15 protein-coding genes are annotated in these 16,377 nt (G+C 39.8%); all 15 read right to left on the bottom strand.

Translation table 11 applies throughout. The annotated features are described in order from the left end of the window. Window positions 1–969 (bottom strand): Gfo/Idh/MocA family protein, encoded by a 969-nt coding sequence (locus NSA57_RS05530; RefSeq protein WP_257464322.1) that lies wholly within the window; start codon window positions 967–969, stop codon window positions 1–3. A 19-nt stretch (window positions 970–988) separates the two neighbouring features. Continuing rightward, window positions 989–2,503, bottom strand: coding sequence for an FGGY-family carbohydrate kinase (locus NSA57_RS05525; protein WP_257464257.1), 1,515 nt, complete (start codon window positions 2,501–2,503; stop codon window positions 989–991). A 101-nt stretch (window positions 2,504–2,604) separates the two neighbouring features. Next, on the bottom strand, window positions 2,605–3,909 hold the full coding sequence (locus tag NSA57_RS05520) for a cupin domain-containing protein (RefSeq protein WP_257464256.1): 1,305 nt from the start codon (window positions 3,907–3,909) through the stop codon (window positions 2,605–2,607). 13 nt (window positions 3,910–3,922) lie between these two features. Then, window positions 3,923–4,966, bottom strand: a complete 1,044-nt coding sequence (locus NSA57_RS05515; RefSeq protein ID WP_257464255.1) for an aldose 1-epimerase family protein — start codon at window positions 4,964–4,966, stop codon at window positions 3,923–3,925. 6 nt (window positions 4,967–4,972) lie between these two features. Further along, entirely contained in the window at window positions 4,973–5,401 is a 429-nt protein-coding gene (locus NSA57_RS05510; RefSeq protein ID WP_147599961.1) for an RbsD/FucU family protein, read from the bottom strand. A 138-nt stretch (window positions 5,402–5,539) separates the two neighbouring features. Then, on the bottom strand, window positions 5,540–6,589 hold the full coding sequence (locus tag NSA57_RS05505; RefSeq protein WP_257464254.1) for a substrate-binding domain-containing protein: 1,050 nt from the start codon (window positions 6,587–6,589) through the stop codon (window positions 5,540–5,542). Between the two features lie 66 nt (window positions 6,590–6,655). Further along, the gene (locus NSA57_RS05500) at window positions 6,656–7,603 is read right to left on the bottom strand and encodes an ABC transporter permease (RefSeq protein WP_147599963.1); all 948 of its coding nucleotides are present in this window, start codon (window positions 7,601–7,603) and stop codon (window positions 6,656–6,658) included. Between the two features lies 1 nt (window position 7,604). Beyond that, window positions 7,605–9,113, bottom strand: coding sequence for a sugar ABC transporter ATP-binding protein (locus NSA57_RS05495; protein ID WP_306814047.1), 1,509 nt, complete (start codon window positions 9,111–9,113; stop codon window positions 7,605–7,607). Between the two features lie 23 nt (window positions 9,114–9,136). Beyond that, window positions 9,137–10,351, bottom strand: a complete 1,215-nt coding sequence (locus tag NSA57_RS05490; protein ID WP_257464253.1) for a cupin domain-containing protein — start codon at window positions 10,349–10,351, stop codon at window positions 9,137–9,139. Between the two features lie 378 nt (window positions 10,352–10,729). After that, entirely contained in the window at window positions 10,730–11,635 is a 906-nt protein-coding gene (locus NSA57_RS05485) for a dihydrodipicolinate synthase family protein (protein ID WP_147599965.1), read from the bottom strand. Window positions 11,636–11,647: 12 nt separating this feature from the next. Then, window positions 11,648–12,862, bottom strand: coding sequence for a UxaA family hydrolase (locus NSA57_RS05480; RefSeq protein WP_257464252.1), 1,215 nt, complete (start codon window positions 12,860–12,862; stop codon window positions 11,648–11,650). Between the two features lie 12 nt (window positions 12,863–12,874). Further along, a complete protein-coding gene (locus tag NSA57_RS05475; protein ID WP_257464251.1) occupies window positions 12,875–13,225 on the bottom strand; it encodes a UxaA family hydrolase in 351 nt (116 codons plus the stop codon). A gap of 11 nt (window positions 13,226–13,236) precedes the next feature. After that, window positions 13,237–14,061, bottom strand: coding sequence for a carbohydrate ABC transporter permease (locus NSA57_RS05470; RefSeq protein ID WP_118040847.1), 825 nt, complete (start codon window positions 14,059–14,061; stop codon window positions 13,237–13,239). Then, window positions 14,058–14,954 carry a carbohydrate ABC transporter permease gene (locus tag NSA57_RS05465; protein WP_257464250.1) on the bottom strand — a complete coding sequence of 299 codons (897 nt, stop codon included), beginning with the start codon at window positions 14,952–14,954 and terminating at the stop codon, window positions 14,058–14,060. The genes NSA57_RS05470 and NSA57_RS05465 overlap by 4 nt, the downstream gene beginning before the upstream one ends. 53 nt (window positions 14,955–15,007) lie before the next feature. Then, window positions 15,008–16,258, bottom strand: coding sequence for an ABC transporter substrate-binding protein (locus NSA57_RS05460; protein WP_257464249.1), 1,251 nt, complete (start codon window positions 16,256–16,258; stop codon window positions 15,008–15,010). Window positions 16,259–16,377 lie beyond the last annotated feature (119 nt).

The raw sequence follows: 16,377 nt of genomic DNA, 5'->3' as shown, positions 1-16,377 counted from the left end.
TTATTCCTGTACAGGGATCTCATATCCCCATTCCTTTCTGATTCCATCCATGATCTCCATTACGCGAACCGTTTCTTCATGGGGCATTTCTTCACATTCCAGCGCCCCATTTTCAAGGGCACGTACACATGCCTCCACCTCATACTCATACCCGGTAATCTGTTCGGGAGGAAAATAGGAAGCGATTTCCTGATACCGGTCATTAAATACTGTTATTTTTTCCGGATTATTGATGTTTGTAATCTCTATGTATCCTTTTGTTCCAAAAATCGCACCTGCACGATTAAGAACACCGTGGACATTACACTGCATAGACGCTGTCTTTCCGTCTGGGAAAATCATATCTATATTGTCAATCATATCTACACCGTTTTTAAAAACAGCCGATGTATGAATTTCTGCATCCCGCTCTCCAAATACCATTCTGGCAAAATTTACAAGATAAACTCCTACATCAAGAAGAGCCCCACCTGCCAGCTTCGGATCCCAGATCCTTTTTACCTGACTGAGTTCATATCCCAGATTAGCAGAAAGAGACGTTACTTCTCCAATCACACCGCTATTGATAATGTCATTAATCATTTTTCTTGACGGCATATATCTTGTCCAGATAGCCTCCGTGAGAAAAAGCTTTTTCTCATGGGCAACAGAAAATAACTCCCTTGCCTGTTCTGCATTTACGGTAAAGGATTTTTCACAAAGTACATTTTTGCCTGCTTCCAGACACATTTTTACACATTTATAATGATGAGAATGGGGTGTTGCAATATAAACAAGATCTACCTGAGGATCCTCAAGCATTTCCTCATAAGATCCATATGCCCGGGCAAATCCATACTGACCGGCAAAGATCTCTGCTCTTTCCTTATCTCTGGCCGCAATAGCATATGCTTCTACTTTCTCCATTTTTGTAATTGTTGCAGCCATTTTATTTGCTATAGCTCCGGCCCCCATAATTGCCATTTTCATCATATTCGTTACCTCCTGATCAATTCTTGAAATATTCCCATGCTCCTGAAAGACCATCTATTACAGCCCTGTATGCGGCATATTTTTTCTCATAGATTTCTTTATATTCTGGTCTTGGATATATAGTTTTTGTTATTTTTACTGTACGGCTCACTGCCTCCTGATAATCCTTATATATACCGGCTGCGATTCCTGCCGCCATAGCTGCTCCCTGAGCGCCCAGCTCCTTATCTCCCACAACGTCAATGGGAATCTGAAGTGCATCTGCAAAAATCTGCACCCATACATCTGAATTGGCAGCTCCTCCGGAAAGCCGTATACTCTTCGGAATTTCTCTGTTTCTCAGAAGCTTTTTCACATGGGTCACATGGGAAAATACGATTCCCTCATAAACTGCCCGAAGCATATGCTTTTTGTTGTGATAAGCAGTCAGACCTACAAAGGTACCTTTTGCAAGTGCATCTTCATTTGACCCGTTAAGAAATGGAAGAAAAATCACATTATTATCCTGAGGCTCTATAGAGGCCACCCACTCATTTGTAAGATCATAAATGGAACTGCCCTCTTCTTTTGCCTCTTCCTTTTCATAATTCATCAGGTTACGGATAAACCACTCCATATTTCCAGCTGACGTAGGACTGCTTTCCTCAATCAAAAAATATCCCGGCATACAGAACATGGAATTTAAATCAACCGTTCCATTTGTCACAGGTTTTTTTCCAATAAATTCATTAATACTCCATGTTCCTGCAATCATACACATCTGCTCTTCATCTGAAAGTCCTGATGCAATACCGCAGGCATTTACGTCAAACATTCCAGCTGCAACTGGCGTTCCTTCCGGTAGCAATGTTTTTTCACTGGCTTCTCTGGTCACATGTCCGCAGATCTCTGCCGAGTATTTCAGAGGCGGAAGCTTGTCATAGCAATCCTCAAGCCCGTACAGCGTCATCAGTTCTCTGTCATGCTGTTTTGTCATCATATTTACAAGATTTCCGCCTGAACAATCTGTATATTCACTGTAGGCTTCCCCGGTCAGCATATACCGGATATAATCCTTTACTGCAAAAATATATTTCGTACGCTCCAGAACCTCAGGCTGATTATCTCTGAACCAGGCCAGAAGACTTACAGGCTGAACTGCAAGAATTTCCTGAAATGTTTTTTCGTAAACTTTTTTATTAACTCCATCCCGATACCATTGTTCCACCTGTTTCCATGCCCTTGTATCCGTGGACATGATACCGTTGTAAGACGGTTTTCCATCATAGCCGACCATATAAAGCCCTTTTCCTGCGCCGGAAAAAGAAACACCTGCAATATCCGAAGGATCAATTCCACTTTTTTCTACTGCCTGACGAACCGCCTGCGCATTAACCCTCCACAGTTCATTCAGATCCTTTTCTGTGTATCCCGGCTTTGGTGTCAGAGTTTCTGTGGGAACACTGGCAACTGATATCTGGTTTCCCTCTTCATCAAAAATGGCTGCCTTTGAAAAGGTTCCTCCGTTATCAATTCCTACTAAATACTTCATATTTTTCCTCCTGCTATAAGCACAGCCCGGAATACTTACTTTTCCTGGCATTCCGGGCTGTCTCTGAAACAACACTGTATATAACAGTTTTTACTTAGGTCTTATTTTTCCGGTACTTCCTGAGGCACACCAGGACAATTCGGTCCAAAATGCTTTAATACAACAAGAGGTTCTACCTGACTGGTATTGGTAACAGTAACACCTTTCACTGCAGCCTGCTCAGAAACAAAAAATTCATCTGTACTCTGCTGTCCGAAGTGAAGAAGTGTAGGCGCTTCTGCATCATAAACACCAAATTTTCCATGTCCCTGAACAAAAATACATCCATATGCCGCTCCGTCGCTGATAGTAACTGTCTGTCCCGGATTAACAGTCAGCTCCTTTGCTGCAATGTATGGATTCGCATAGGTTATCCACTTCTGAACATACTGCTCTGTCTCTGTTTCCACAACCGGTCTGCGGAAATAATGCTTTCTGTAATGAGGATCCACATTCTTCTCCCAGTCAAGAAGCTTAAACACGTCCTCTACATCCTTCTGACCCTCAGGAAGCTCTTCATCCAGCATTTCAGGCGGATAAACCTCTCCGGAAACAATATTTTCGTAAACAGAGTTTACGTCAGAATTCCACTGAGGCTCATATGTCAGTACAGAAGCCGGCGCATGGATCACACCTGCTGGAGTGTACCAGCCTGTTCCCAGTTCTATTCTGTACGCTCTTGAAAGATCAGTAATTCTGGTATCATCATTTTCAAAACTTCTGATTCTGTCTTTGATCTCCTCCGGATCTACGTCCGGATCAAATCCAAAATATGTATAATTGGCTTCTCCAAAGTAATTGTTCAGCTGTTTTGGGAAATAATAGCATTCCGGTTTTCCAAGCTTGCCTACTCGCGCTGCGTCCTCAAACGTCAGATGAAGATGATGGAATAAAGGATTTTCATTGTCAAAAAACTTGGAATACATTGGCCATCCATTATATTTTTCCATCAGTTCTTTTCCAACCAGCTCTTCTCCCAGAACCTTCACTGCATTTCTCAGAGAAAACTTCTCATCGCTGTTATAATCCACGCATACATAAGCCATACCTTCATCAGCCTTAGCTGTCTCACCGTTCTGAGCAGCGATCGTTGATGCAAACCATCTCTCCGTAATAGAGCCTCGTGCCATTCCAAATGCAAAATAATCATCCGGATGAAGTTTCAGCCTGCGTCCTGCTTTTCCAAATCTTCTGGGCACAAATGCCGGAAACAGTCTGAAGATTCCTTCTCCTTTTTCAAATGTAGACCTGATTACACTTTCGTTCTCTGTTGCATCTTTCACCACAAGATTTCCTGTTTTTTTCGCCTCAGCAAGCTTTGCGTCTAATTCTTCTCCTGCCTTAATAATCAGTTCTTTTTCTGTCATTATTTCTGCCTCCTTATTTTTCTGTTCTTTTCTTTAATTCCTCAAATTCTTTTCTTCCCTTCAGAATATGAAAAGTAAGAGTATATTCTCTTGTTTCTCCCGGCTCCAGGTATTTCATTGATCCATTTTTTACTGCGTCATCTATTCCATCTATGGTGGAATTAGACGGTTCCAGACCCATTACATAGTCTCCTGCTCCCATCATTTTCCACTGCACGAAATGATCCAGTGTGCTGAGATCAATCTCAATAGCAATTCCCAGATCCAGATCCGGATTGTAAACAGCTGCTACTGAATGATTTTTCTCATCCGGTTTCAGCTTATGGTAATAACACATTTCCTCATAATCAGCATCCGCTTCCTGCACCTTCATCCAGCTGTCAATACCTTCCTGAGCATGAACATTCCTAGCCTTTGTCTCCAATGCCGGAATAAAAATCTCACTGTCCGGAGAAAGGACAGGATATCCGATATTGCAGTGATACAGAATCATCTGACGGACTCTTTTAAATCCTTCATTTGTAACCCTGTCCTTCAGCGTAATTTTTCTTTCCTTATAAGAACATCGAATCTCTCTTTCCAGACACATTTTGTCCCCGAAAATCACTGCATCACGGACTTTTCCTTTCATTACCGCACATGGAGAATCTCCATTTTCTTCAATTACTGCACTGACCTCTTCTGCCGGAATATGAGAAAGATTTCCATGAAGTCCATAAAAAGTTCCCTCATATTCACAGGGCGCACCTGCAACCTTCAGACCGCAGGTTGTAAGAAACCCGGCTGTAAAGCTTTTCAGAAAACCAAGCTCCTTGTCATCAAAATACTCAGGTGAAACAATCCCGCAGGGTGAAACGAAGCCTATATTTTCTCCGCAGAAGTCCAGATAAGGGATATCCATTCCCCGGCTTACATTCACATCAAAATGCATTCCCGAACGATTCTGAACATCCAGAAGTTCCACCCCTTCCGCTTTACCTTCCTGCATTCTGAACCGCTTTATACGCATAAGCTGGTCTCTGTGTCCCACATACTTTTTTTCTTCCTGATAATTCATAAATGCTCAGCAGACTCCTTTCTGCAGGATAATATTTCCATATCGAGATTCATCCCCTGTCTGAACGATCACAAAAGCCTCCTCTGCAGTTTTATAAAACGGAAGTCTGTCAATAAATTCAAAGTCGTGAAAGGCATCATCTTTATCATATTTTTTCAGCAGCTCCCTATAAGTTTCCCAGATTTCCGGAACCGGCTCTGTAGGAAGGTTTCTCATAAGGCGCACTGGATTTTCTATGAAATTATCCAACGGAAACAGCTGCAGTACTGCCTCTAAAAGCTCCGGAATCATAATACCGTCCATACGGATTATCTTTTTTGCATGAGCTGTCCCCGGAAAATTGGCATCTGCAATGATCAGTACATCTGAATGTCCCATTTCCATCATTGTCTTAACCAGCTCCGGTGGAATAATTTTGGGAATATTTCTAAGCATATCGGTTCTCCTTTCTCTGCTTTCCGACAAAATATACCGGATTTTTGGCGCACAAAGCACCGCCGCAAAGTCCTTTCCATTATTTTCTTTGCCAGCGGTGCCTTGCTCATATCATTCAGGTCTTATATTCTTTTGTACTTATTCAGCAGCTTCCTCTTCCGCTGCTTTTTCTTCGGTTTCTCCCTCTGTTGTTTCTTCTGCTGCTTCTTCCTTTGTTTCTGCAGCATCACCGGAAATAGCCTCTACGCCGCCTTCCAGATAAGCGTCAACATTGTCTTTTGTGATAGGACGGAACGGAATTCTTGTATCTTTTGCAATTTCTTCTCCCTTGGCTGCCGCAACTGCAACATCAACGCCTGTAGCTCCCTGTCCTGCAGAATCCTGAAGAACACTTACTCCATAGGTTCCGTCTTTTACTGCCTGTACAGCATCCTCAAGACCATCTACACCGCCAATGATAATATCGTCGCGGCCTGCTGCCTGAGCTGCTGAAAGAGCACCCATACCCATATCATCATTTTCGCAGATAATAGCCTTCAGATCTTCACCATAAGTTGTAATCCAGTCCTCTGCAAGTGCCATTGCTTCATCACGTTTCCAGTTTGCTGTCTGAGTTGCTACAACATCAAAGTAATCCAGAAGTCCGACCTCCTCAAATCCGGCCATACGTCCAACCTGTCCGGACTGTCCCATAGGTCCTTCAATAATAGCTACTTTATCGCCTTCCTTCAGGCCGGATTCTTCAATAAACCATTTTCCCAGAAGCTCTCCTGATTCCTGATCTGTACATCCTACAAACGCTGTATAATTGGTATCTCCAATATCCCCATTATCTACAATGATTGGAACGCCTGCATCGTTTGCCATTCCGACTACCGGTGCGCTTCCCTCCACACTCTGAGGAATTACAACCAGAGCATCCACGCCTGCCGCAAGAAGAGTCTCACAGTCACTGATCTGTTTGTTTACATCACCGCCGGCATCATACATCAGAAGCTCTACGCCAAGCTCTTTCGCTCTCGCTTCCGCTGCGTCTGCAATTGCAGCTACAAAAGTATCTGAATTATCTTTTGAAGAAAATCCAATTTTAATATCTGCATTATCCTTTTCTGCTGCTGCCACACTCATTGTTCCCATAGAAGCTACCATTGATACTGCCAGTAAACCACCAATAATCTGTTTTTTCATTTCCTTATTCCTCCTTAATAAATAAATGTATTTTTTAATATCTTCACGATATTAAGTTCATATTTATCAGTTTTTCTTTCCCTTTGTTCTCATATCAAGGAATACTGCAATAATGATCAGAAGACCTTTTACAATCTGCTGCCAGAAAGAATTAATGTTCATAAGGTTCATGGAGTTCTGCAAAAGTCCAAGAATTACGAATCCGCAAATCGTTCCTGTCAGGGAACCAATTCCTCCATTCATACTGGTTCCGCCAATTGCTGTCGCTGCAATGGCATCCATTTCGTAAGATTCTCCTGCAGTCGGCTGTCCGGAACTGATACGGGCTGCCAGAATCAGACCAACCATCCAGGCACATACAGAAGACAGGACATAAACCATTAACTGCACTCTCTGAGTCCGCACACCGGAAAGCTTTGCCGCATTAATGTTTCCACCAATTGCAAATACGTACCGTCCAAAAGTTGTCATGGTCAAAATAATCATTCCAATTACACAGAAAATTATAAGAAGGATAATTGGTACCGGTATTCCAAGAAAATTCCCCTGACCAATTACCTTAAAGGACGGATCAGAAATTGTATAAGGTTTTCCATTGGAATATACCTGCGCAAATCCTCTTCCAATAGTCATTGTTGATAAGGTTGCAATAAACGGCTGAAATCCCACATAAGAAATCAACCAGCCATTAATCGCTCCGCAGACCATGGAAATTGCCAGCGCTGCAAGGCTTGCAAGAAACCAGTTTGTACCACTCTGTAAAAGAGAACCTACAATAACTCCTGTAATAGCAACTACAGAACCTACAGAAAGGTCAATACCTCCTGTCAGAATAACAAATGTCATACCTACTGCCAGAATACCATTAATGGAAATCTGTCTCAGAATGTTTATAATATTCTGACTTGTCAGAAATACATCTGATGTTATACTCATAAAAATAATGATAATAAGAGCCACAAACACAAGGCCAAACTGCCTCAGAATTTTGCCCATATCTTTTTTCTGTGCCATTTTATTCTCCTCCAAATGCTAAATTCATAATTGTCTGCTGAGACTGCGCTTCCTGACCCTCCAGCTCGCCTCTGATCTTACCGCCTGACATAACTATGATTCTGTCACTCATTCCAATCAATTCAGGCATTTCTGAGGAAATCATTATAATTGCGATTCCCTGTTCTGCCAGTCCAACCATAATCTTATATATAGCAGCCTTGGCACCTACATCAATTCCCCTGGTTGGTTCATCCATAATAAGCACTTTTGGATCTGACAACAGGCATTTTGCAAGTACAACCTTCTGTTGATTTCCACCGGAAAGACTTGACACCAGATCATCAGTACCGTTCATTTTTGTAGACATCTTTTCCGTATATTCAGATGCCATCTTCTTTTCCTTTATTTTCTGAATAAATGATGCACTTGAAAGCTTATCAAAGTTCTGAAGTGATACATTTTCCTTAATACTTCGACAAAGTACTAATCCAAGTTCTTTTCTGTCCTCAGAAGCCATAACAATATGATGTCTGATTGCATCGTGAGGATGTTTGATTGATATTTTTTGTCCGTCCAGATAAATTTCCCCGGTGTCAAGAGGATCATAACCTACCAGTGCTTTCATAACCTCACTTCGTCCGGCTCCCACAAGACCTGCCATACCAAGAATTTCTCCTGCATGCACTTTCAGATTTACGTTTTCGAATACGCCTTTTCTGGTAAAATTTTTCAATTCCAGTACAACTTCACCTTTTTGAGCAGTATTTCGTGGATATCCTCCCTCCAGTTCACGTCCTACCATCATATTAATCAGCTGTTCTCTGGATGCATCTTTAACCTTCACACATCCTATGAACTGTCCGTCACGAAGGACAGAAACACGGTCTGCCAGCTGAAATACTTCTTCCATACGATGAGAAATATAAATAATTCCAACATCTTTTTTTCTAAGACTGTCAATAATCTCAAAAAGTGTCTCTGTCTCTTTTTCTGAAAGAGATGAAGTTGGTTCATCCATAATAATTACTTTTGAATTATAGGAAACAGCCTTAATAATTTCCATCATCTGAATCTGTGCAATATTCAAATCCTTCATTTTCATGGAAGGTCGGATAAACTGCTCCAGATTATATTCCTCAAGAAGTTCCTGTGTTTTCCTGTTTAACTCCTTTTTATCTACAAAAGGCAGACCTTTTATCTTTTTTTGCTCCCTGCCTAAAAATACATTCTCTGCAACTGTCATCTCCGGAATCGGGCTTAATTCCTGATGAATCATGGATATACCAGCATCAAGGGCATCTCTGGCTGATTTGAATTCTACTTCCTTTCCATCCAGTATTACCTTTCCGGCATCTTTTGTGTAAATACCCATGATAATCTTCATTAAAGTAGATTTTCCTGCACCGTTCTCTCCCATCAATGCATGAAGTTCACCGGGCTCAATACACAATTCTGCGCCATTAAGAACAGTCACTCCGGAGAAAGATTTCATAATTCCCGTGGCTTCCAGTATGTATTTACCTGCCAAAATTCCTCTCCTCCTTTAAGTCTTTATTGAATGATCAGATCCGGATTATCTGAAAAATGCTTCAGTATGACAATCGGATCTGTAAGGGAGGGATTTGTTATTACCACTCCCTCTTTTGCCGCTTGTTCTGTAACAAAATACTCGTCATGCGTCAACTCACCATAACGGATCAGAGCAGGAGACTCTATCTCCCATTTACCAAATGTTCCATGACCCTCCAGACAAATCAGGCCATATGGCGCGTTGTCTTTAATCGTTACGCTGCGTCCCGGAAGAATCGTCAGACGCTTTGCACTGACTGTCTCACATTTATAACAAATCCATTCCTCTATATAACCATCTGCCAGCATATCCTCCATCGGCTTCACTGGAATCGGCCTCATGAAACGGTTCTTATGAAATTCCGGATCTACGTTTCTCTCCCAGTCAATCACATCAAGTAAATACTCATAATTACCAACTTCTTTCTCCGGAGTATTTTTCCAGAGGAGATCTTCTCCGACAATCTGTCCATTCATGAGAACTGACTGATACATTGCATATACATCAGATGCAAACTGAGGTTCATAAGTACAAAGACTACCCGGTGCATGCATAACTCCCGGAGGAACATCCCAACCTGTATCAAGATCTAACTTATAAGCCATTGCCAGAGAAAGAATCTTGTTGTCTCCCTTCGGAAAATTTTTCAGTGCTTCAAGCACCTCTTCTTTTGTTGTTTCCGGATTAAAACCAAAGAATGTAAAAGGAAATTCACCTCCATGATTATTCATCTGAGAAGGGAAGAAATACATTTCCGGTTTTCCATCTGCCCCAACTCTGGCTGCATGTTCTGTTCTGTGATGAATATGGTGGGGCAGAGGACCTGCATTATCAAAAAACTTGGAAAACATTGCCCATCTGTGATACTTGCTCCAAAGTACTTCTCCTATAATCTCCGAACCCAGCAATTCAACTACATCCCTGAGAAGAACTCTGTCTTTCCCCTCCTCATCTACAACAACATAGCTTAATCCCTCGTCTTCCGGAGTATCAGGTCCATTTTCTGCCCATGTTGTAGAAGAAAACCATCTCTCATCGATTCCGCCTCTCTGTCCCAATATAAAGTAATCATCCGGGTGGAGTTTTATCCTTTTTCCTGGTCTGCAGAACGAACGCGGAACCCATGTCGGTGCCAGACGTAAGATTCCCTTCCCCTGTTCCAAAGCCTGCTCAGCCATTCTCATTTTTTCTGTCATATAATTCCTCCCTTTATCTGTTGCTTTGGTAAAACGTTTTTCTGTGATTTAAAAAAATAAATCCATAATTTTATTGTGCATTTCTTACATATGGATTCTGGTTTCCTTTCTTTTCTTGTTCAAGTTGGTTACATGATAATCTAGAAAAACGTTTTTGTCAATTAAAATTTCTAAAAAAATTATTTTTTGTGCAAATTAAAACGTTTTTCTACATTAAATCTGTGCAAAATGCACAGTATTAAGTTATATTATTTGTGAATATATTCAGAAAAACGTTTCTTAGTTTTAATTTTGTATTAAATTTATATATTTTATTAATAAAATTTTAAAATAGCTGCTAAGAATATTTTCGATTCTTAGCAGCTATCTTAATTAAAATTATTTTTTTGTAAAACTATACTCATTTTTCATTAGGTAGTCTTCTATATTCTCCTTTTCTTCCTTGCTTAACTCAGAAACATCGAATGATGTATATGGCTGCATCAGTCCCTTTCGAAAACAGAGATATTTTACAACAGCAATCCAATTCTTTGAAAACTCCAATACTTTTTTCATTTGTATAATTGCTTCCTGACATTCTTTTATCCCTTCTATATTTCCTTCACCAGCACATCTATATAATTTAGAATAAAAGTTCGGATAAGCATTTGCCAAACATGGAACACAGCCATCTGCACCAAATATTAAGGCGGCTCCGCATAAATCTTCGTTTCCACTTAACATTCCGCCTGTTTTATTTAAAACTAATGCTTTTTGAAACAAGCTCCAGTTACTTGTGCTGTCTTTTATTGCTATCAGCCTCGGAAATTTTAAGAGATATTTCATTGTTTGTGGCAAAATATCATAGTGAACGTAAGATGGAATATTATACGCAATCAATTTTCCCTTAATATTTTCTGTTAAAAACTGATAATGTTTGATAATTCCCTTCTGATCTTCTGGCTCAAGATAATAAGGCACTGCTGAAACAAAATATTTCGCCCCCAAATTCTCATATATTTTTATCTCTTCCAGAACTTTTTCTGAAGAGGTTTCCAGCGCCCCAACCAAAAGAGGAACTCTTCCATTAATATACTTCAATGCATATTTAACTACTGTTTTTTTCTTTTCAATACCCAGAGCTGATCCTTCACCACAAGATCCCAACACAAAAATCCCGGATACGCCACCATCTATACAATAATCAATTAGCTTTTTCAATGACTTTTTATCTATATTTCTATTTTCATCAAGAGGTGTCACTAACGGAGGAATAATTCCTCTGAGTCTTTCTTTTGTATCCATTATACTCCTCTCCTAAAACTGCCAACATTTTGGAACATTGACAGGATCCTGATAATTAAAATAGAGAATACCTTCTCTGTGCCCCATTTTTTCTGCATTTGTAAGTCTACCACAACAAATACTTCTAAGCTTCTTTAGCATTCGTTCCGTCATATCAGGCATGCTTTCAGTTCCATCAAGAAGTCCCGCCGCACAAAAATCAATATCGTCCTGCATTCTGTTATAAGTTCTCGGATTTCCTGTTACTTTGACAACAGGACTAACAGGAGTTCCTACCACATGCCCCCTTCCTGTTACAAGAAATACAATATGACATCCTGCCGCTATGAGATCTAACATATCAGAAGGATCTGCCGCTATAAAATGCGCTGGTTCCAATTTTTCATCAGGAATAACATCCAGGAGATGAACCCCTTTTCTTGTTGGTGACTGTGCAATTTTTAGAACACTCTGAATAGGTCTTCTTCCACTCTTCACCATAGCTCCCATGCTCTTTTCTTCAATAGTTGTTAATCCCCCATCCATATTTCCTGGAGCAATAGAAAACTGACCATATGCCGAACAAAAATCCACTGTTTTATCATAAGCATTTGCAATGTCCTGTTTTACCTTATCATCAATTCCTCTGCTCACAAGATAATCTTTTAGCCCAATTCCTTCGCTTAGTTCTTCAAAGACAGCAGTTCCCCCATGATCTGCCACATAATCAAAAACACTTCCAATCAATGCATTCCCCGCTAATCCTGAGGTAAAATCTGAGCCTCCACACTCGCCTCCTATAACAAGATCCTGAATATACATAGGAATTCTTGGAACATTCTTTAATTTGTCAAGCATATCCTGTACGATTGTAATTCCCCTTATAATACTTTTTTTCGTCCCACCTGCTTCTTGCTGGTAAAACCATGCCGCCTCTCTTCCTGACCGTTCTGCTTCCTTTGCCAGCATAGATGGATATGTATATTCACATCCATGCCCTATAACCAGTACACCTCCCACATTTGGGTGAGTACAATATTTCAGCATTCTTCGTATATTTACTTGATTATGAAGACAGGAATGAGAACCTATAGTCTCCACATCTTCTCCAATATTCTGAAAATATTCTGCGATTTTCCTACATACATATTTACTGCATTCCACAGTAAACACAATCAGCACTTTATTTCTAATTCCCTTTGTTCCATCTCTTCTTTGATATCCCTGACATAAAATCTTTTCGTTCATGCGTCATCCTCCCTAATACATTTTGTATTCTATATCTTTCGCATGTACAGTAACCGGATCTAGCTGCGCTGACCGGAAATCATATGCACTCTTCATATTATGAAGATGAACATGCATGCCTTTCCTTATCTTCTTTGTAGCAATACCAATACAAACACCATATTTTAAAATTTGATCTCCCTCTTCCATATCGCAAAGTGCGACCTTATGTCCAAATGGAATTTGTTGCAGTGCAATCATTTCTCCTTTTCTATTCTTATTTTCTCCGGTAAGTTTAATATCTCCTGCTGTAACATCCTCCATCGCAGTAGCTACATTATCTGTTTCATGCACAATATAACAGATCTGATCCATTTTTTTCATTTCATTTTCACCTAACCTTTCACGCCTCCTGCTGTTAAACCTGCAATCAAATCTTTTTGCACGATGACAAACATAATAACAACCGGTATAACTACTATAATTCCTCCTGCCGTAATCAAATCCCACCGTATATTATATTGAGACATAAAATTTGATAAAGCTACTGTCACCGTTCTGGAATCTTTATTGGTAAACATATTTGCATAAGTGTATTCATTCCAGGATGTAATAAAAATAAAACTTAAAGAAGCTACCATTGCCGGTCTTAGAAGCGGAAGAACAATTCTTATCATCCTTTGAAAAAGATTACAGCCATCAAGAGCTGCTGCTTCCTCTAGTTCATATGGCACTTGATTAATAAATCCGGTTGTGAGCCATACAGAATACGGTATAGAATACGTACTATATGCAATAATAAGACATAACTGTGTATGGAGAATTCCCATCTTATTAAAAATTGTATATAGTGGAATCAAAAGCAGCGTACTTGGCACCAAATACAAAAGAAGAAAAAAATACATAAGTCCATTCCTGATTTTAAATCTGTATCTTGACAATGCATATCCTGCCATAAATGATACTATTCCTGCAATAAGCACCGTTACAAAAGAAACAACCAAGCTATTCCACATGTTATGAATAAAATCTGTTTTCTCAAATAGCTCTCTATAACTGTTCAGCGTTGGTTCCAATGGCAAAAAATGGAATTCTGCTGAAAACATCTCTTTCTTCTCCTTTAATGAAGTCAAGAGAATCCATGCAAACGGGAATAAAACTGTCACCATAAAAAATACAATTGGTATGTAAAAAGTCCATATACTCTTTCTCTGTCTCATTTATCTATCATTCCTCCCTGTTCTCTTGTTATCCTGAGATAAATAAATATTACTATTGACATAAATACGGCGCCAATAATAGCTACAGCACTTCCATATCCGAATTTCATTGATTTTTGTGCCTGAAGATACGTATATACAGATAATGTAAGAGAGCTATATCCAGGTCCCCCTCCCGTCATGGTATAAATAATATCCACATTGTTAAATACCCATATCAAACGGATCATTACTGTCGAAACAATTGTTGACGCAATACCCGGAATCGTAATATAAAAATACTGTTTAATTCTTGACGCTCCATCTACACTGGCAGATTCATAAAGTTCCCGAGGAACCGACTGCATAGCCGCGAGAATCATAATTGTAAAAAATGGAATTCCCTGCCATATCATTGCAAGAATCTGAATCCATAGTGCTGTATTAGGTTGGGCAATCCAAGCAACATTTTCATTGATCAAATGTAGCTTTTGCAGAATCTCATTCATAACTCCATAATTACCATTAAAAATCCACGCCCACATAAGAGAGATCAGCACACAAGGAGTTACCCACGGTATTAATACAACAGACCGGACAATTCCTCTACCAATAAAAAATTTATTTAAAATATTTGCAAGTAACAGAGATAATAAAAGCTGAGAAATCACTGTAACGCTAACCCAGATTACTGTATTCTTAAATGCTGGCCAAAACGCAGGGTCTTTTGTAAAAATGTCAATATAATTCTGCAATCCCACAAATTTAACACCTTGAAGATTTGTTAAATCATATTTATACAAACTCAAAACAACCGCACGAACAACAGGATAGCCAATAATAAGAATTACGATTAATATAGCCGGTGCTAAGAGAATGAATGGCTGATACTGAAATTTCTTTTTTTTCATCATAAGATATTCCCCCTGAAATTTCGGGGGCTGTATTTTAATACAGCCCCACATCTTTATTCTCCTGCAAGATTATCTGCCAGAATCTGCATCATCTCTGCACTGTCAATCTCTCCCATTATTGCCCGCTGAATTGTTTGAGGCCATACAGTTTCTGACCAGTCCCCCCAGGTATTTACAACCGGAAAAATCTGTACATCGTCAAGATATTCCATCGAGGCTGCACAGAATTTATCTCCTGTAAATTCTGGATCCTCTGTAACTGGTGTCACAAATGGAACAAGCCCTGCATTTTTACATAACTCCTTATGTGCCTCTTCCCCTGACGCATATTTAAGAAAATTCACTGCTTCTTCTGTACTCTCACTATTTGCGGAAACAGCCCAATGACATGGTTCACTTGGGAGATATCTGCCTGCTGCTCCTTCTGGAAGCGCCACAACATCCACATCATCTCCCAATACTTCCGTGATTTCTTTTGCGGAATTCAAATGATGTACCAACATTCCTGTAACTCCGCTTTCGAAATTCTGCACAATTTCTGTATAGCCATCTGTAGGTGCTGTTTTTGGGGCCCACCCTTTCTGGTAAATATCCAGATACTTCTGGTTTGCCTCCACCATTTCAGGTGTATTCAAGCTTACTTTTCCTGCATCATCAAAAAAGTCTATTCCTTCATTTAACGTAAGACCTGCCCACATAAAATGACCGCCACGGGCACCGCGCATACTGAATCCGTATATGTCAGTAGAGCCATCTCCATCTGTATCCTTTGTTAATGCTTCACATGCCTGATAAAATTCATCCATTGTTTTTGGATATTCAAGTCCTGCATCTTCGAAATATGACTTCCTACAATAGAGATACAGTACAACCAAACTATGGGGCCATGCATATGTTTCTTCCTGTCCCGCTCTTGCCGATTCCCACATACTTTCCGGAATTGTATCTTTATCTTCCCATGAATCAATATATTCGTCTAATTTAGCAACTGCATTTAAACTCCTCAACTCTGGAATCCAGGTAGGCTGAATTTTATACACATCTGGAAGATCTCCAGATGCTGCAGCTGCAATCAGGGTATCATGATAACTGTTCCATGGAATAGCCTCCAATTCCAAATTTACATCGGGATATTGTTCACTCCATGTATCATATGCATCCGCATAAGAGCCATCATTATCTTCCCAATACCAGACGCGAATAGTTTCTTCCGGTTTGGCTTCTACCACTGATACCGAAAAAACAGGTAAAATCATGCATGCACTTAAGGTTATACTCAATAATTTTTTTATTCTTTTTTTCATTCTTTTTTCCTCCTGTCATTTATTGGTAGTGTCAAAAACTATCTGTTTTTATTGTTCTAAAATCCTTTAAAACCTTGAATTACAGGAGGTTTACAAATAAAAAGAGCATTGACCTCCCT

The organism is Blautia caecimuris (assembly GCF_024622975.1).
Classification (GTDB): Bacteria; Bacillota; Clostridia; order Lachnospirales; family Lachnospiraceae; genus Blautia_A; species Blautia_A caecimuris.
The sequence above is the reverse complement of the archived record's forward strand: the minus strand, read 5'-3'. Positions and strand labels throughout refer to the sequence as shown.